This is a genomic window from Nonomuraea sp. LP-02 (genome assembly GCF_036289125.1).
In the GTDB taxonomy this organism is placed as follows: domain Bacteria; phylum Actinomycetota; class Actinomycetes; order Streptosporangiales; family Streptosporangiaceae; genus Nonomuraea; species Nonomuraea bangladeshensis.
Genome location: NZ_JAXCLK010000001.1, coordinates 3,362,658 through 3,379,494, shown reverse-complemented (window position 1 = coordinate 3,379,494; position 16,837 = coordinate 3,362,658). Strand labels below are relative to the sequence as shown.

At 72.3% G+C, this 16,837-nt stretch carries 14 protein-coding genes; 8 read left to right on the top strand and 6 right to left on the bottom strand.

Features of this window, described 5'->3' with window-relative positions:
- Positions 1–16: 16 nt before the first annotated feature.
- The 6 genes from SMD20_RS15735 (at position 17) to SMD20_RS15710 (ending at position 7,794) form a co-directional block, all read left to right on the top strand.
- Positions 17–1,492 carry a zinc ribbon domain-containing protein gene (locus SMD20_RS15735; protein WP_329581094.1) on the top strand — a complete coding sequence of 492 codons (1,476 nt, stop codon included), beginning with the start codon at positions 17–19 and terminating at the stop codon, positions 1,490–1,492.
- Positions 1,492–3,219, top strand: coding sequence for a serine/threonine protein kinase (locus SMD20_RS15730; protein WP_329581091.1), 1,728 nt, complete (start codon positions 1,492–1,494; stop codon positions 3,217–3,219). The genes SMD20_RS15735 and SMD20_RS15730 overlap by 1 nt, the downstream gene beginning before the upstream one ends.
- Before the next feature lie 82 nt (positions 3,220–3,301).
- Complete coding sequence (locus SMD20_RS15725) at positions 3,302–3,958, top strand: response regulator transcription factor (RefSeq protein WP_329581088.1); 657 nt, start codon at positions 3,302–3,304, stop codon at positions 3,956–3,958.
- Between the two features lie 70 nt (positions 3,959–4,028).
- Positions 4,029–6,101 (top strand): DUF6421 family protein, encoded by a 2,073-nt coding sequence (locus SMD20_RS15720; RefSeq protein WP_329581086.1) that lies wholly within the window; start codon positions 4,029–4,031, stop codon positions 6,099–6,101.
- Positions 6,098–6,727 carry an SDR family NAD(P)-dependent oxidoreductase gene (locus SMD20_RS15715; protein WP_020546263.1) on the top strand — a complete coding sequence of 210 codons (630 nt, stop codon included), beginning with the start codon at positions 6,098–6,100 and terminating at the stop codon, positions 6,725–6,727. Before SMD20_RS15720 ends, SMD20_RS15715 begins: the two co-directional genes overlap by 4 nt.
- Positions 6,724–7,794, top strand: a complete 1,071-nt coding sequence (locus SMD20_RS15710) for a threonine aldolase family protein (protein WP_329581082.1) — start codon at positions 6,724–6,726, stop codon at positions 7,792–7,794. Before SMD20_RS15715 ends, SMD20_RS15710 begins: the two co-directional genes overlap by 4 nt.
- Before the next feature lie 9 nt (positions 7,795–7,803).
- Here the strand turns inward: SMD20_RS15710 and SMD20_RS15705 are convergent, their stop codons facing one another.
- Positions 7,804–9,204, bottom strand: coding sequence for a phytoene desaturase family protein (locus tag SMD20_RS15705; RefSeq protein WP_329581079.1), 1,401 nt, complete (start codon positions 9,202–9,204; stop codon positions 7,804–7,806).
- Between the two features lie 15 nt (positions 9,205–9,219).
- The gene (locus SMD20_RS15700) at positions 9,220–9,873 is read right to left on the bottom strand and encodes a DUF305 domain-containing protein (protein WP_329581077.1); all 654 of its coding nucleotides are present in this window, start codon (positions 9,871–9,873) and stop codon (positions 9,220–9,222) included.
- Between the two features lie 120 nt (positions 9,874–9,993).
- Here SMD20_RS15700 and SMD20_RS15695 point away from each other — a divergent pair, with 120 nt between their 5' ends.
- A complete protein-coding gene (locus SMD20_RS15695) occupies positions 9,994–10,704 on the top strand; it encodes a DUF3105 domain-containing protein (RefSeq protein ID WP_329581074.1) in 711 nt (236 codons plus the stop codon).
- Between the two features lie 32 nt (positions 10,705–10,736).
- Here the strand turns inward: SMD20_RS15695 and ald are convergent, their stop codons facing one another.
- Positions 10,737–11,852, bottom strand: coding sequence for an alanine dehydrogenase (gene ald, locus SMD20_RS15690; protein ID WP_329581071.1), 1,116 nt, complete (start codon positions 11,850–11,852; stop codon positions 10,737–10,739).
- 119 nt (positions 11,853–11,971) lie between these two features.
- On the opposite strand from ald, the gene SMD20_RS15685 reads away from it, so the two are divergent.
- Complete coding sequence (locus SMD20_RS15685) at positions 11,972–12,901, top strand: excalibur calcium-binding domain-containing protein (RefSeq protein WP_329581069.1); 930 nt, start codon at positions 11,972–11,974, stop codon at positions 12,899–12,901.
- Here the strand turns inward: SMD20_RS15685 and SMD20_RS15680 are convergent, their stop codons facing one another.
- The 3 genes from SMD20_RS15680 to SMD20_RS15670 are packed head-to-tail and all read right to left on the bottom strand — an operon-like array spanning position 12,902 to position 16,788.
- Entirely contained in the window at positions 12,902–14,281 is a 1,380-nt protein-coding gene (locus SMD20_RS15680; RefSeq protein WP_329581066.1) for an NCS2 family permease, read from the bottom strand.
- Between the two features lie 57 nt (positions 14,282–14,338).
- Positions 14,339–14,572 (bottom strand): EF-hand domain-containing protein, encoded by a 234-nt coding sequence (locus tag SMD20_RS15675; RefSeq protein WP_329581063.1) that lies wholly within the window; start codon positions 14,570–14,572, stop codon positions 14,339–14,341.
- A gap of 14 nt (positions 14,573–14,586) precedes the next feature.
- Positions 14,587–16,788 (bottom strand): molybdopterin cofactor-binding domain-containing protein, encoded by a 2,202-nt coding sequence (locus tag SMD20_RS15670; protein WP_329581061.1) that lies wholly within the window; start codon positions 16,786–16,788, stop codon positions 14,587–14,589.
- Between the last annotated feature and the right edge of the window lie 49 nt (positions 16,789–16,837).

The window sequence follows — 16,837 nt, the reverse complement described above, 5'->3', positions numbered from 1 at the left end:
TGTTGGGAGCGGAGAGATGGCGCGCCTCACAGCTCTTCTCGGTGCCCTCGCGGCGATGGCGGCAGCGGTGTTCCTGACCGCCGCGCCGGTCGCGGCCCACGACCACCCCAGCGGCATCACGGACCTGGTCACCCCCGCCGTGGTGCGCCTGGAAGCGGTCTCCCACGTGGAGATCACCCTGCTCGACCACATCGGCGAGCTGAAACACGTGGAGCGGTCCTACGACATCCCCTTCGCCTCGGGCACCGGCACGGTCGTCAACCCCGACGGCACCGTCGTCGGCCTCCGCCGCCTGGCGGTCAACCCCGACGACGTCGCCGTCTACGCCGCCAACCGGATCTTCGCCGAGCACCACAAGGTGAAGATCCCGGCCGACTACAAGAAGCACAAGCTCTCCGACGACCAGCTCAACCACCACCTGCAGGAGTGCTACCCGCCCAAGACCGACACCGCCACCTGCATCATCGACGTCACGACCGAGATCACCGCGTACCCCAACGTCACCCCGGCCAGCGCCGACGGCTACAAGGTCAAGTGCATCAAGGCCGGCCCCGACCCCGACGACCCCGCGGTGCTGGTGCCGCTGACCCCCGCGACCGGCGTCGGCATGCCGACCGCGCCGCTGGCCGACAAGGTGCCCGACCAGGTGGGCTCGCCCACCAACATCGCGGGCTTCCTCGGCCGCCCCGGCCCGGACGTCCAGCACAGCGTCACGATCGCCCACCTCGGGCAGGGCGGCGGCAAGGGCCAGAACGGCCGGCCGTTCGCCGACCCGGAGAAGAAGGTGGACGAGCCGGTCGAGCTGGGCGCCATGGCCGACAAGGGCATGGTGGGCGCGCCGGTCATCGGCGACAAGGACGGCCACGTCATCGGCCTGCTCATCGGCGGCGGCAAGGAAGGCAAGATGCTCGGGGTCCGCGAGGTCCTGAACGTCCTCACCCAGGCCAAGGTGACGCCGCGCCGCGGAGCCATCGACACCGCGTTCGAGGCGGCGCTCGCCCGCTACCACACCAAGTACTACACCGAGGCCGCGCCGGGCTTCCAGCGCGTGCTGGAGCTCTACCCCGGCGACGTGGTGGCCGCCAACCTGCTCAAGACCACGCTGGCCAAGCGCGGCGGCCCCGAGGACCAGGGCACCAAGCAGCTCGCCGCGCCCCCGGCCTCCTCCTCCCGGCCGCTGTGGCCGTTCCTGGTGGCGGCGGGCGCGCTCTTCCTCGCCGCGGGCGGCGGGGCGTATCTGCTGTGGCGCCGCCGCGCTCCTGACAGACGTACGGAAGAACTGCCGCCACCGCTTGCGACCGGCCCCGCGTTCGACGAAGGCGCCAACCAGACCGTCGTCGTCCGGCGCTCCCAGCCGTTCCAGGTGGTCCCGCAGCAGCAGCAGGTGCTGACGGCGCAGGAGGGCCCGATGAAGTACTGCGTTTCCTGTGGCATGAGGCTGGGCGCCGGCCACCGCTTCTGCGGCTACTGCGGTCACCCCATCGAGACGTGATGCACTTGAACGACAGATCGCTCATCGGCCAGGAGGTGGCCGGGTACTACATCGAGGACGTCGTCGGCAAGGGCGGCATGGCCGTCGTCTACCTGGCGCTCGACCCCCGGTTGAGCCGCCGCGTCGCGCTGAAGATCCTCAACCCGGTGCTCAGCGTCGACGACCGGTTCAGGCAGCGGTTCATCCTGGAGTCCAGGACCGTCGCCAGCATCGAGCACCCCAACATCATCCCGATCTACGAGGCCAACGCCGACGCCGACGGCGTGCTCTACATCGCCATGCGTTACGTGGACGGCCTCGACCTGCGCCGCTTCATCCACGACCGGGGGCCGCTCCCGCTCGGCCCGGCCAACCGCATCTTCGCGCAGGTGGCCGCCGCGCTCGACGCCGCCCACGCCCATGACCTCATCCACCGCGACGTCAAACCGGCCAACATCCTGCTGGCCGGCGACCACGTCTACCTCACCGACTTCGGCATCACCAAGCACCGCTCGTCCATCTCCGGGCTGACCCAGACCGACCAGTTCATCGGCACGCCCCGGTACATGTCGCCCGAGCAGATCAACAAGGAGCACATCGACGGGCGCTGCGACCAGTACGCGCTGGCCTGCGTGGTCTACGAGGCGCTGTCGGGGCGGCTGCCGTTCCAGCGGGAGAACGACATCGCGCTGCTCTGGGCGCACCTCGCCGAGCAGCCCGTGCCGCTGACGCACATCAGGCCCGAGCTGCCGCCGCAGGTGGACGCCGTGATGACGCGGGCGCTGGCCAAGGCGCCCGAGCAGCGCTACGCCACCTGCACCGAGTTCGTCACCGAGCTCCGCGACGCGATCAGCGGCCCCCAGGCCGACCCCGACGCGCTGCTGGGCGGCGGCCTGGTGCCGCGCCCCGGGACGAGCCCGCACTCCGGCCCTTACTCCGTGCCCGGTTCCTCCGGGCCGCGTTCAAATCCGGGCTCGATCCCGGGCTCGATCCCGGGCGCGGGGCCTGGCTCGGGCCCGCACTCCGTGCCGGGCTCGTCCGGGCCGCACTCCTATCCGTACGGAGGCCCGCCGTCCGGCCCGCACCCCAGCCCGGGAACCTACGCCCCCGCGCCGGCCACCAGGCCCGCCGCCCGTGGCAAGCGCCCCGGCCGGGTGCCGATCGTGGCGGTCACGCTGGTAGCCGCCGTCGCCGCGCTGGCGCTGGTGGCGTTCATCGTCTTCAGCCACCGCGGCGACACCTGGACCCGCTACCAGCCCAGCCCGGCCGCGCCGGTCGCCTTCGACTACCCCGGTGACTGGACGGCGCGCACCCACCGGGACCTGTTCGCCGTGGCCTCGCCGCACGCGACGGAGTTCGAGTCGCTGTTCGTGGCCGGTCCCGGCGCCGACTGGTCGGCGATCTCGCAGGTGATCGCCGACGACCCGGAGGGCGCCTCCGGCGTGTACGTGCAGATCTCCGACACCCTGGATCCGGCCGGCGACTCCGACTCGATGAAGGCCAAGATGGACTCCCTGCTGCCCGGCACGGTCGACGTGGGCAAGCCGGTGCAGGACCAGGCGGGCAACAAGCCGGCCACCCGCTTCGACGGCTCCATCATCGACCAGTCGAGCGGCGCGCGGCTCGGCTTCGTCAGCTACGTGATCGCCCGGCAGCCCAAGAACATGCTCGTGATGTACTTCTGCGCCAAGTCGAACTGCGACGACGCGACCCAGGCCCGCTTCAGACAGAGCATCCAGGTCTCATGAGCGGGTCTCGTGACTTGGAACTGACTTGTGCCCGGCTTGACCTGGGTATTCAAGGCATATGCCCGGAGTCTACCCTCCGGCTGTGGGCATACGCATAGTCATCGCGGACGATCAGGCGATGGTGAGGGCCGGGCTGCGCATGGTCGTCGACAGCGACCCCGGCATGGAAGTCGTCGGCGAGGCGGCCGACGGGCGGGAGGCGATCTCCGTGGCGCGGCGCACGCGCCCGGACATCGTCCTCATGGACATCTCGATGCCCCGGCTGGACGGGCTGTCGGCGGCCAAGGAGCTGCTCGACACGCCGTCGCCGCCGAAGGTCATCACGCTGACGACGTTCGACACCGACGAGAACCTCTACGCGGCGCTGCGCGCCGGCACCAGCGGGTTCCTGCTGAAGGTCTCGCCGCCGGAGCAGCTCCTGGAGGCCATCCGGGTGGTGCACGCGGGCGACGCGCTGCTCGACCCGGCGGTGACCAGCCGGGTGATCGCCACGTTCGCCGGGCGGGCCGAGCCGAAGCCGTCGCCGATGCTGGGCGAGCTGACGCCGCGCGAGCTGGAGGTGCTGCGGCTGCTGGCGCGCGGCCTGACCAACGCCGAGATCGCGGGCGAGCTGTTCGTGGGGGAGGCGACGGTGAAGACGCACGTGGCGCGGGTGCTCATGAAACTGTCCCTGCGCGACCGGGCGCAGGCGGTGGTGTTCGCGTACGAGTCGGGGGTCGTCCGGCCGGGCGCGGCCTGAGGTTGTATGCAGACGTCACCCCATATGTGTATATTTTTCGGCATAAGGCGGTCGATACAGGAGATATTTCATGCGCGCGTTCCCCCGGGTGCTGTTCGACGAGGCCCACAGCGAGTCGTGGACCGTGCGGCGCGAGGTGGCCGAGGCCATCAACCCCGCCCATCCCGATGACAACAGCTACGCGCGGGCGGCGGAGCTGCTGCGCCATCTCGGGCACACGGTGACCGCCCGCACCACGGGAACGCTCCAACCTGACGTCCTCGCCGAGCAGGACGTGCTGGTCATCGCGCACCCCTCGGGCGAGCGCTGGGAGCGCACCACCGGCCAGGGCAGCCCCGTTCTGTCCGCCGAGGAGCTCGACGCCGTCGAGGCGTACGTGGCCGCCGGCGGCGGGCTCGTCGTGCTGGCCGAGGAGGAGCAGGACAAGTACGGCAACAACCTGCACGACCTGCTCGCCCGTTTCGGCCTCGGCGTCGGCCACACCACGGTCCGTGACCCCGGCCACGCCCACCAGGGCGTCGCCACCTGGGTACGCGCCGAGCGCGCCACCGCCGGCGGCCTGCTCGCCGGCGTGCGGGACGCCTGCTTCTACCGCAGCGGCGTGCTGACCGTGGAGCCGGGCCGCGACGCCACGGTGCTGTTCACCACCTCCGCCACGGCCGACCCGGCGGGCGCGCCGCTCGCGGTGGCCGTGCGGCACGGGCAGGGCAGGGTCGTCGCGTTCGCCGACTCCGACCTGTTCGGCGACGACTCGATCGACGACTACGACCACCGCGTCCTCTGGGGCAACGTCGTCACCTGGGCCGCCCGCGTCCCCGAGGACCGCGCGGCGGCCGGCGCCCGCGACGCTGCGAAGGCGGAGCTGTTCGGCCGGCTCAAGGACATCGTGGAGGAGCTGCGGCCGCTGCAGGTCAAGGACGGCTCGGTGCCGGAGGAGGCCAAGGAGCGGGCCGCCGTGCTGGTCGAGCGCATCGGCGCCGCCGTCGGCGAGCTGGCGCCGCACTTCCCGCACGACGCCGCGTACCTGGAGGCGGTCCGGGCGGACCTCGCCACGTGGGCCGCGTCCGGGCTCGGCGTCCCCGACTTCCTCGACTCGCTCGACCTGTTCCACCCCGACACCCAGCGCGTGGACGGACTGGAGCACCTGGTCGTCTTCCCGATGTACACCCAGAACGGCAACCCCAGCCGCAACCTGGAGGCCGTCTGGATCCGGACGATCTGGCCGGACTGGCTGGCCCGGCTGGAGGCGGGCGGCTACGACAACCCGATGTTCGTGCCGATCGCCTTCCAGGACTTCACCTCCGGCTACGACACCCACTCGGCCGTGCTCTTCCCCGAGACCGTCGCGGTGCGGCAGACGCCGGCCCGCTTCACCTGGGGCGGCATCTTCGCCGACCGCGAGGCCGCGCGCTTCCGCCGGGTCTCGGCGGCGGCGGCCGAGACGCTCAAGCTGGACCTGCCGCCGGACGCCGCCCGGCTGCTGGCCTCGCAGCAGCTCGCCGAGGACACCTTCGTGCTGTGGGACCTCGTCCACGACCGTACGCACAGCCACGGCGACCTGCCGTTCGACCCGTTCATGATCAAGCAGCGGATGCCGTACTGGCTGTACTCGCTGGAGGAGCTGCGCTGCGACCTGACCGCGTTCGGCGAGGCGGTGAAGCTGGAGCGCGAGGGCGTGCCGCACGCCCGCTACGTCCAGCACGCCGTCCTGTTCGACCGGCTGTTCCGCTTCCCCATCAGCGGTGACCGGGTGCGCAACTACGACGGGCTCGGCGGCCAGCTCCTGTTCGCCTACCTGCACCGCAACGACGTCATCCGCTGGACCGACAACCGGCTGTCGATCGACTGGGCGCGCGTCGCCGACGGCGTGGCCGACCTGCGCGGCGAGGTGGAGAAGCTCTACCGCGACAGCATCGACCGGTCCAAGCTCGCCCACTGGCTGGCCGCCCACGAGCTGGTCAGCGCCTACGTGGCCCCGCACCCGGCGTCCGTCTGGGCCAAGGGCGTCGCGGCGCTGCCGGAGGAGCAGAAGGCCAAGGTGGACGCGGTCCTGCCGGACGAGTTCCCCCTGAGCATGTTCTACGAGGCACTGCGTCGTAAGCTGACGGACGTCGTCGAATCGACTAAGGGGCTGCGCGCATGATCATCTTGGTGACGGGGGCCGGCGGCCCCACCGGCGAGGCCGTGACGGCGCACTTCCGCAAGGACGGCCACACCGTCATCGGCGTCGACAAGGACGACGTCGACCTGCTCGACCGCGCCGCCGTCCAGCGGCTCGCCGAGCGCGTCGAGCGCGAGCACGGCCGCGTCGACGGCGTGGTCCACCTGGTCGGCGGCTGGCGCGGGTCCGCCTCCTTCGCCGAGACCTCGCTCGACGACTGGGACGCGCTGCACGACCTGCTGATCCGCACCCTCCAGCACGTCTCGCTGGCCTTCGAGCCGCTGCTGCGCCGCAGCGACAACGGCCGCTTCGTGATCGTCTCGGCCAAGGCCGCCGAGAAGCCGTCCGCCGGCGGCGCGGCCTACTCCGCGGCCAAGGCGGCGGCGGAGGCGTGGACGCTCTCCCTGGCCGACGCGCTGTCCGGCACCTCCTCGGCGGCCGTCGTCCTCGTCGTCAAGGCCCTCGTCAACGACGCCATGCGGGCCGCCAAGCCGCAGGCCCGCTTCGCCGGCTTCACCGACGTCAACGACCTCGCCGCGGCGATCGGCGGACTCTACGACCGCCCCGCCGCCGAGCTCAACGGCACCCGATTGGACCTCACCTCTTGATCCCCCGGCACGACCCCCATCTCAAGGCGTTCGCCAGCGACAACTACGCCGGCGTCCACCCGGAGATCCTGCAGGCCATCGCCACGGCCAACGGCGGCCACCAGATCGCCTACGGCGAGGACGCCTACACCGAGGCGCTGCAGGACGTCTTCCGCCGCCACTTCGGCGAGCAGGCGCAGGCGTGGCCCGTCTTCAACGGCACCGCCGCGAACGTCGTCTCCCTGCGGGCGATGACCCGCCCGTGGGAGGCGGTCATCTGCGCCGAGACCGCCCACATCAACACCGACGAGGGCGGCGCCCCCGAGGTCACGGCCGGGATCAAGCTCCTGCCCGTGGCCACGCCGGACGGCAAGCTCACCCCCGAGCTGGTCGACCGGCAGGCGTGGGGCTTCGGCGACGTGCACCGCGCGCAGCCGCGCGTGGTGTCGGTGTCGAACACCACCGAGCTCGGCACCCTCTACACACCCGGCGAGCTCGCCGCCCTCTGCGCGCACGCCCACGAGCGGGGGCTGCTCGTCCACCTCGACGGCTCCCGCCTCACCAACGCCGCCGCCGCACTCGACGTGCCCATGCGGGCGCTCACCACCGACGCCGGCGTGGACGTGCTCTCCTTCGGCGGCACCAAGATCGGGCTGCTGTACGGCGAGGCCGTCGTCGTGCTCAACCCCGAGGCGGCGAGCGGCGTCGACTACATCCGCAAGACGTTCATGCAGCTGTCGTCGAAGATGCGCTTCGTCTCGGCGCAGTTCGAGGCGCTGCTCGCCGGCGACCTGTGGCTGCGCAACGCCCGCCAGGCCAACGCCATGGGGCGGCGGCTGGCCGACGCCGTCCGCGACATCCCCGGCGTCGTCCTGCCCCGGCCGGTCGAGGCCAACGCGGTCTTCGCCGTCCTGCCGCCCGACGTCACCGAGCGCCTGCAGAAGCGCTTCCGCTTCTACACCTGGAACGAGGCCACCGGCGAGGTCCGCTGGATGTGCGCCTTCGACACCACCGAGGCCGACGTGGACGCCTTCGCCGCGGCGGTCGCCGAGGAGATGGCGGCCTCACCTCGTACACAGGCCGGCTGAGCCCCGCGGTCAGGGGCGCAGGGCCAGCCGGGCGGCCTGCCAGCCGCCCATGCCGTGCGCCCCGCCGCCCGGCGGCGTGGACGCCGAGCACAGGAACACCCCCGGCAGCGGGGTGCGCCACGGCGCCGGGGACCACACCGGGCGGCGCAGGAACTGCGTGAGGCTGGACAGCCCGCCGGAGATGTCGCCGCCCACCAGGTTGGGGTCGAACGCCTCCAGCTCGGCCGGGCCCATGGCGTGCCGGGCCAGCACTCGGTCGCGGAAGCCGGGGGCGTACCTCTCGATCTGGGCTTCGACGGCGCGGGTCAGGTCGGCGCGCGAGCCGTTCGGGACGTGGCAGTAGGCCCACAGGGTGTGCCCGCCCCGCGTCGGGTCGGCCGCGTACGGCTGCACCACCAGCACGTACGGCCGCGGCGACACCCGCCCGGCGGCCGCCTCCGCCTCGCTGAGCGCGATCTCCTCCAGCGTCCCGCCGAGGTGGACCGTGCCCGCCCCGGCGACCGCCGGATCCCGCCACGGCACCGGCCCGTCCAGCGCCCAGTCGAGCTTGAACACCCCGGGGCCGTAGCGGTAGCGCTCCAGCCGCCGCCGGTAGCCGGCCGGCAGGTCCGCCATGGAGAGCAGCTGCCGGGGCGTCACGTCGAGCACGACCACGGGGGCGCGCACCTCGGCCAGCCGCCGCACCCGGTGCCCGGTGACGGCCTCGCCGCCCAGCGCGCGCAGCTCGGCCACCAGCGCGTCGGCCAGCACCTGCGACCCGCCCCGCACCAGCGGCCAGCCCACCGAGTGGGCCAGGGACGCCAGCAGCAGGCCGTAGCCGGCGCTGACGGGGGAGCGCAGGTCGAGGACGGAGTGCGCGGCCATGCCGGCGAGCACCGCCCGCGCCTCCGTCGTGCGGAAGGCCCGCCGCGCGAACGTGGTGGCGGGCAGCAGCGCCGCCGCCCCGAACGCCGCCGCCCCCGCGAACGCCGCCGGCGGCACGCCGCCCCACGGCCCGAGCGGCTTGAGCAGCAGCTCCACCAGCGGCAGCCCGGCCCGCGCGGTCGCGCCGACGGTCGCCAGCCAGGCACGCCCGTCGCGGCCGAGCCCCGCCGCGGTGCGTACGGGGTCGCGGTGCACCAGCACCGCCGGGCGGCCGTCCAGCGGATGGGCGGCGGGCACGGTTGGATGGACGAACTCCACGCCCTTCAGCTCCAGCCCGCGGAAGGCGGGGGAGGCGAGGGCCATCGCCATGACGGTCGCGCCGAAGTCGTGCACCCGGCCGGGCAGGGTCAGCTCACCGGAGCGGAGCGCGCCGCCGAACCGGTCGGCCGCCTCCAGCAGCAGCACCCGGCGTCCGGCGCGGGCCAGCGTGACGGCGGCGACGAGCCCGTTGGGCCCGGAGCCGACCACCACGGCGTCAGCGTCCACCCCGGGCGCGCCCGCCTACTTCGGCTGCAGGATCGAGGGGAGTGGCTGCGCGCCGCGCTGGCGCAGCAGGTCGGTCATCAGCTTGATCTCGCTGCTCTGCCCCTGGACGATCTTCTGCGCCATGTTCACCACCTCGGGCCGGGTCGACAGGTCGAGCAGGCCCTCGGCCATCTCCACCCCGCCCTCATGATGGCGGATCATGAGCTGCAGGAACAGCACCTCGGCCTGTGTGCCGTCGGCCGCCTTGAGCCTGGCCAGCTCCTCCGGGGAGGCCATGCCGGGCATCAGGCCCGTGCTCGCGGCGGCGGGCCCCGCTGTGTACGTCGCGGCGCCGTGCCCGTGGCCGCTCATCCACGCCATCGGCCTGTCGTGGCCCGCCTGGTCGAGCCCCCACTGCTGCAGCCAGCCGAGGAACATGCCTCGCTGGTTGGCCTGCGTGTTGATGATGTCGAAGGCCAGGCTGGAGATCTCCTTGGCGGGCCGCTTGTCCCTGACGACGAAGGACATGTCGACGGCCTGCGCGTGGTGCACGGCCATGTCGCGGGCGAAACCGGCCTCCGGTGAGGAGTCGCCGGGCGTGCCCGAGCGACCGAACAGCAGATAGGCCGCCGCGGCGAGCACCAGCACGCCGCAGACGATGAGCACGGGGTTCCTGAGGGGCTTGTCCATGACGCGTCCAGCGTACCCACCTGGGGGCGAACCTGAGATCCCTCCCTTACGCCCGCCTTATTCTCCGCATACGCCGGAAGGGCATAAGGTGACCCCTGTTGGTACGCCGATGGAGGAACGATGACGAAGGAGAAGGCGCAGGCGCGGCGCGAGCATCTGCAGAAGATGCGGGCCGACCAGAAGCGCAAACAACGCCGCGCCGCGCTGCTCATGTGGGGCACGGGCGGGCTGATCATCGTCGTCCTGGTCGGTTTGGTGGGCTTCTACCTGGTGAAGCAGGCCCGTGAGACCTCGCTGGACGCCGTCACGAGCGCCAAGTACGAAGCCGGTGAGCACGTCTGGACCCCGGTCTCCTACAAGGAGACCCCGCCGGTCGGCGGCCAGCACAACAACTACTGGCAGCAGTGCGGGATCTACGACAAGCCGATCCACCCCGAGCACGCCGTCCACTCGCTGGAGCACGGCGCGGCCTGGATCACCTACCGGCCCGACCTGCCGAAGGCCCAGGTCGACAAGCTGAAGGAGATCGCCTCGTCCACGGGCCAGCAGGACTACATGCTGATGAGCCCGTTCCCCAACCTGCCCTCGCCGATCGTCGTGTCCTCCTGGGGCCACCAGCTCAAGGTGACCGACCCGGCCGACCCCAAGCTGGCCGCCTTCATCAAGCGCTACCAGAACGGCGCCGACACGCCGGAGCCCGGCGCGACCTGCGGCGGCCCCGACGCCATCACCACCACGGCCGACGAGGCCCCGCTGCCGCCCGAGCCCACGGGCCAGCAGAACACCCCGATGGAGACGCTCAAGCCGTCGGCCAGCCCGTCGCAGCAGTAGCCCGTAAGGACGACCGCCGGCGCGGGACGTGCTCAGCCGAGCACGTCCCGCGCCGGCGTCCATTCCAGCCCGTGCGCCTCGGCCACGGGCTCGCTGGTCAGCTGCCCCTCGTGCGTGCTCAGGCCGCGGGCCAGCGCCGGGTCCTCACGCATGGCCCGCCGCCAGCCGAGGTCGGCGATGGCCAGCGCGTACGGCAACGTGACGTTGGTCAGCGCGAACGTCGAGGTGTGCGGCACCGCCCCCGGCATGTTGGCCACGCAGTAGAACAGCGACCGGTGCACCCGGTAGGTCGGCTCCTCGTGCGTGGTCGGCCGGGAGTCCTCGAAGCAGCCGCCCTGGTCGATCGAGATGTCCACCAGCACCGAGCCCGGCTTCATCCGCGCGACCAGGTCGTTGGTCACCAGCTTGGGCGCCTTGGCGCCGGGCACCAGCACCGCGCCGATCACCAGGTCGGCCTCCGTCACGGCCCGCTCGATCTCCAGCGTGTTCGACGCGACCGTCTGGCAGTGGCCCTGGTAGATGAGGTCGGCCTGGCGCAGCTTGTCGATGTTGCTGTCCAGGAGCAGCACCTCGGCCTGCATGCCGAGGGCGATGGCGGCGGCGTTCATGCCGGACACGCCCGCCCCGATGACGACGACGTGCGCCGCGTGCACGCCGGACACGCCGCCCATCAGCACGCCCCGGCCGCCCGCCGAGCGCATCAGGTGGTAGGCGCCGACCTGCGGCGCCAGCCGGCCCGCGACCTCCGACATGGGGGCCAGCAGCGGCAGCGCGCCGTTCGCCGTCTGGACGGTCTCGTACGCGACCGCCGTGCACCCCGAGTCCAGGAGCGCCCGCGTGCACGGCCGGGAGGCGGCCAGGTGGAGGTAGGTGAACAGCACCAGGCCCTTGCGCAACCGGTGGTACTCCTCGGCGACCGGCTCCTTGACCTTCAGCACCAGGTCGGCCGCGCCCCACACCTCGTCGGCCTCCGGGACGATGACCGCGCCCGCCGCGGCGAAGTCCGCGTCGGGGATCGCCGACCCCTCGCCGGCGCCGCGCTCGACGTGGACCTGGTGGCCGTGGCGGACGAACTCGTGCACGCCCGCCGGCGTCAACGCCACCCGGTATTCGCTGTTCTTGACCTCTACGGGAACACCGATCTTCATCGATCGCCTTCCGTCCGCGCCGATTTTGCGGTCAATCCGCGATCCGTCATGATTACCTTGCCCCGGCCGGTCCTCGATAGGCTCTCCGCGGCCCGAACGTCAGGATGGGAACGTCATCGATGGACAAGCCGGAAGCGCAGCCCCCCGCGGATCCGGAGGAGCCGCAGGCCAGCAGACTCACCACCATCGTGCTGATCGTCTCGCTCGTGCTGGTGGTGCTCGTCGCCGGCGTGCTCGGCACTGTCGCGGTCCTGATGACCAAGAACCCCGACCAGCCGCTGCTCGGCGGCGCCCCGCCGGTCAGGCTGGCGGTGCCGCTGCACTTCGCCCCGGTCAAGGACACCAAGCCCGCGCCGTGCCCCGGCGAGCAGGCCGTGCTCGACGAGGAGCAGCGCACCTGCTACCTCCTGGAGGACGGCGTCACCGTCCTGTCGGTGCAGCGCATCGAGCCGATCAGGGAGAAGGACGGCCAATACTCCGTCCGCATCGCCGTCGCCGCCGGGTTCAAGGACAAGCTGGTCGAGCTCGTCGACGAGCTGGAGCCCGACCAGCGGCAGCTCGCCGTCGTGCTCGCCCCCGCCGAGCCCGAGCAGCCCAAGACGGTGGTGGCCGCGCCTGTCGTGACCGAGCCGATGAGCGGCGACAGCCTGCGCATCGCCGGGTTCACCAAGGAGGAGGCCGACGCCCTGACCACGCGGCTGCTCGGGCCGTCCGGGGGCGCCTCGCCCGCCGCCTCCCCGCCGGGCACCGACCCCGGGACCGACCCCGGGACCGACCCCGGCGCGACCCCGCCGACCACTCCGCCCGCCACGCCGCCCGCGACCCCGCCCGCCTCGTCGGGGACGCAGCCGGGCGCCGCGACCTCTCCCGGCGTCACGAGCCCTGCCTCCGACACCGGCCGCGGCGGCAACGACCCGCGCTACGCCTCCTGCAAGGAGGCCGTGGCGCACGGCTACGGCCCTTACTCCAAGGGCGTCCACACGGAATACACCTGGTACACCGACACCGACCGCAACGGCGTCGCCTGCAACAGCGGCGACATGGGCTGATCAGGCGAACAGCCGCTCCAGCCAGTCGATCGCGAAGTAGGCGAGGAACACCAGCGACACCACCCACAGCAGCCACGGGATCTCGGCGAACCTGCCCCTGGCCGCCTTGATCAGGGTGTAGGAGATGACGCCCGCGCCGACCCCGTTGGTGATCGAGTACGTGAACGGCATCAGCGCGATGGTGAGGAACGCCGGGATGGCGACGTCCACGTCCTGCCAGGGCACGTTCCTGCTCTGCATCATCATCAGCGCCCCGACCAGCACCAGCGCGGGAGCGGCGGCCGCGGCGGGCACCACTCCGGCGAGCGGCGTGAACAGCAGCGTCAGCCCGAGCAGCGCCCCGGTCGCCACGCTGGCCAGGCCGGTGCGCGCGCCCTCGCCGACGCCCGCCGCCGACTCCACGAACACGGTGTTCGCCGAGGCGCTGACCGAGCCGCCCACCATGCCGGCGACGCCGTCCACGGTCAGGATGCGGCCGAGGCGCGGCACCTGGCCGGCGCGGTCCACGAGCCCGGCCTCGTCGCTGACGCCGATGATGGTGCCCATCGCGTCGAAGAAGCCCGACAGGACGAGCGTGAACAGCACGACGGCCGCGGTCAGCGCCCCCGCCCTGGCGAACCCGCCGAACAGGTCGAACTGCCCCACCAGCCCGAAGTCCGGCGCGGCGACCAGCGACTCGGGCACCCGCGGCGTCACGACGCCCCACGACCGGGGATCGACGGTGGCCACGGAGTTCACCAGCACCGACAGTGCCGCGGTCACCACGATGCTGATGAGGATGGCGGCCGGGGTGCGGCGGGCGTACAGAGCGATCATCAGCAGCAGGCCGAAGCAGAACATCACGACCGGCCAGCCCGTCAGATGGCCGGTGGCGCCGAGCTGCACGGGCGTGCCCGAGCCCGTGGCCACGAACCCGGCGTCCACCAGGCCGATGAGCGCGACGAACAGCCCGATGCCGACGCTGATGGCGTGCTTGAGCGCGAGCGGGATGGCGTTCATGATCAGGGTGCGCAGGCCGGTCACGGCCAGCAGGATGATCACGAAGCCGCCGAGCACCACCAGGCCCATCGCCTCACGCCACGTCATGTGGGGGGCGGCCTGGTAGGCGACGACCGCGTTGAGCCCCAGCCCGGCGGCCAGGCCGAAGGGCGCGTTGCCGACGAACGCCATCAGCAGCGTCGAGATCGCCGCCGCCAGCGCGGTGCTCGTGGTCAGCTGCACGATGGAGAGCTGGGCGCCCGTGACGTCCTTCGCCCCTGCCAGGATGATCGGGTTGAGCAGGATGATGTACGCCATCGCCATGAAGGTGGTGATCCCGCCACGCACCTCGCGGCCGACGGTGCTCTCGCGCCGGGTCAGCTCGAAGAGCCGGTCGAGCACGCCTTCCCCCTTTGTGATCAGGGGGAGTGCCCGTTGCCTACCCGGCGCCGCGCTAGATCACGCCTTCTCGTGCCTGCCGTGGCCGACCAGCCCGACGAACTCCTCCAGGCCGATCGTGCCGTCGCCGTCGCGGTCGGCGGAGCTGATGAACGCCTCGATCTCGCTCTCGGTAGCGCCCTGCCCGCCCAGCGCCTCGTTGGCGCTGCGGATCTCGTCGGCGGTCAGCAGACCGTCGCCGTCGGTGTCGAACCGGCGGAACTCGGCCTCGGCGGCCTCGCGCGCGCTCCCCATGATGTACCTCCCCGTCAGGCCCGATTCTTCGCGTCAGGCCCCTTCTCATCAGACAAGGCGATATCTTCCGGCCTGATCGGAACGCGCGTCAACCGGAGCCCGGTCGCCGCCCGTACGGCCGCCGCGACGGCCGGGGTCGAGGACAGCGTCGGGGGCTCGCCCACGCCACGCAGCCCGTACGGAGCCGCCGGATCCGGATTTTCCAGGATTTTCAGTTGCATGGGCGGCATGTCGAGGATCGTGGGGATGAGGTAGTCGGTGAACGACGGATTGGCCACCACGCCGTCCCGTACCTGGATCTCCTCCATCAGCGCCAGCCCGAGCCCCTGCGCCGAGCCGCCGTGGATCTGGCCCTCCAGCGCCTGCGGGTTGAGCACCCGGCCGACGTCCTGCACCGCCGCCAGCTCCACCACCTTGACCAGGCCCAGCTCCACGTCCACGTCCACCACGGCCCGGTGCACGCACAGCGCGAGCTGCGTGTGCGAGTCGCCCTGCCCGGTCACCGGGTCCATCGGGTACGTCGGCCGGTGCCGGTACTCGCGGGTCTCCTCGATCGGCCCGTACCGCTCCAGCGCCTCCCGCGCCGGCAGCCCGCCGAATTGCGCGCGCACGGCCTCGCAGGCCGCCCGCACCGCGCCACCGGTCACGTACGACTGCCGCGACGCCGACGACGACCCCGCCGAGCCCACCGAGGTGTCCGCCGTCGCCACCGTCACGTCGGCGATGCCCAGCTCCGTCCGGGCGATCTGGGCCTGCACCGTGACCAGCCCCTGGCCCACCTCGGCGGCAGCGGTGTGCACGGTCACGTGCGGCTCGCCGTTCACCAGCTCGGCGCGCACCCGGGCCGTGGAGTAGTCGTCGAAGCCCTCGGAGAAGCAGATGTTCTTGATCCCGACGCCGTAGCCGACGCCGCGTCGCACCGACTCGCCGTGCGTGGTCTGGGACACCCCGCCGGGCAGCGCCCGCAGCTCCCCTTCCGGCCGCCCGCCGGGCAGCGGCATGGCCTCCAGGTCGCGCAGCATGTCCGCCAGCGGCGCCGGGGAGTCGATGAGCTGGCCGGTGATGAGCCGCGAGCCCTGCGTGACCGCGTTGCGCACCCGGATCTCCACCGGCGACAGCCCGCACGCCTCGGCCAGCCGGTCCATCTGCGACTCGTAGGCGTAGCACGCCTGCACCGCGCCGAAGCCGCGCATCGCGCCGCACGGCGGGTTGTTGGTGTAGACGCCGGTCGCGACGACGTCCACGTTCGGCACCTCGTACGGGCCCACGCCCAGCGAGGCCGCGTTGCCCACGACGGCGGGGGAGGACGAGCAGTACGCGCCGCCGTCCAGCAGGATGTCCGCCTTGACGTAGACGAGCCTGCCGTCCCTGGTCGCGCCGTGCTCGTAGCGCATCCGGGCGGGATGGCGGTGCACGTGCCCGAAGAACGACTCCTCGCGGCCGTAGCTCATCTTGACCGGGCGGCCGAGGCGCAGCGCCAGCATGCAGGCGTGCACCTGCATGGACAGGTCCTCGCGGGCGCCGAACGCGCCGCCCACGCCCGACAGCGTCAGCCGTACCTTCTCCGGCGGCAGGCCCAGGCAGGGGGCGAGCTGGTCGCGGTCCACGTGCAGCCACTGCGTGGCGACGAACAGGTCCACGCCGCCGTCCTCGGCCGGGATCGCCAGGCCCGCCTCCGGGCCGAGGAAGGCCTGGTCCTGCATGCCGACCTCGTACTCGCCGGTGACCACGACCTCCGCCTCGAAGGTGTCGCCGACCCGCACCGGCTGGCGGCGTACGATCTCGGTGGCCCGGCGCGGGTCGGTCACCGGCTCGCGCACCTCGTACTCGACCACGATCGCCGCGGCCGCCCGGCGGGCCGTCTCGGGATGGTCGGCGGCCACCAGCGCCACCGGCTCCCCCTGGTAGCGCACCTGGTCGACGGCCAGCACCGGCTGGTCCTTGTGGTCCAGGCCGTAGAACTTCTCGCCGGGGACGTCCTCGTGGGTGAGCACCGCGTGCACGCCGGCGATCTTCAGCGCGGGGCCGGCGTCGATCGAGCGGATCCACGCCGACGGGTGCGGGCTGCGCAGCGTCGCGCCCCACGCCATGCCGTCGATCCACAGGTCGGAGGCGTAGGCGAACTCGCCCGTCACCTTCAGCGTGGCGTCCGGCCGCCTGGCGCTCTCGCCCACGCCGCTCAATGTCGTGTACGCCATGTCCGCCGTGTCCGTCATCCTCCGAGTAGAGCACCGTCGCCGTGCCGGGTCCTATGCACGCCGCTGA

Coding starts and splice junctions, on each gene's coding strand:
- SMD20_RS15735 (WP_329581094.1), top strand. CDS start 17: ATGGCGCGCCTCACAGCTCTTCTCGGTGCCCTCGCGGCGATGGCGGCA.
- SMD20_RS15730 (WP_329581091.1), top strand. CDS start 1,492: ATGCACTTGAACGACAGATCGCTCATCGGCCAGGAGGTGGCCGGGTAC.
- SMD20_RS15720 (WP_329581086.1), top strand. CDS start 4,029: ATGCGCGCGTTCCCCCGGGTGCTGTTCGACGAGGCCCACAGCGAGTCG.
- SMD20_RS15715 (WP_020546263.1), top strand. CDS start 6,098: ATGATCATCTTGGTGACGGGGGCCGGCGGCCCCACCGGCGAGGCCGTG.
- SMD20_RS15700 (WP_329581077.1), bottom strand. CDS start 9,873: ATGGACAAGCCCCTCAGGAACCCCGTGCTCATCGTCTGCGGCGTGCTG.
- SMD20_RS15695 (WP_329581074.1), top strand. CDS start 9,994: ATGACGAAGGAGAAGGCGCAGGCGCGGCGCGAGCATCTGCAGAAGATG.
- ald (WP_329581071.1), bottom strand. CDS start 11,852: ATGAAGATCGGTGTTCCCGTAGAGGTCAAGAACAGCGAATACCGGGTG.
- SMD20_RS15685 (WP_329581069.1), top strand. CDS start 11,972: ATGGACAAGCCGGAAGCGCAGCCCCCCGCGGATCCGGAGGAGCCGCAG.
- SMD20_RS15675 (WP_329581063.1), bottom strand. CDS start 14,572: ATGGGGAGCGCGCGCGAGGCCGCCGAGGCCGAGTTCCGCCGGTTCGAC.
- SMD20_RS15670 (WP_329581061.1), bottom strand. CDS start 16,788: ATGACGGACACGGCGGACATGGCGTACACGACATTGAGCGGCGTGGGC.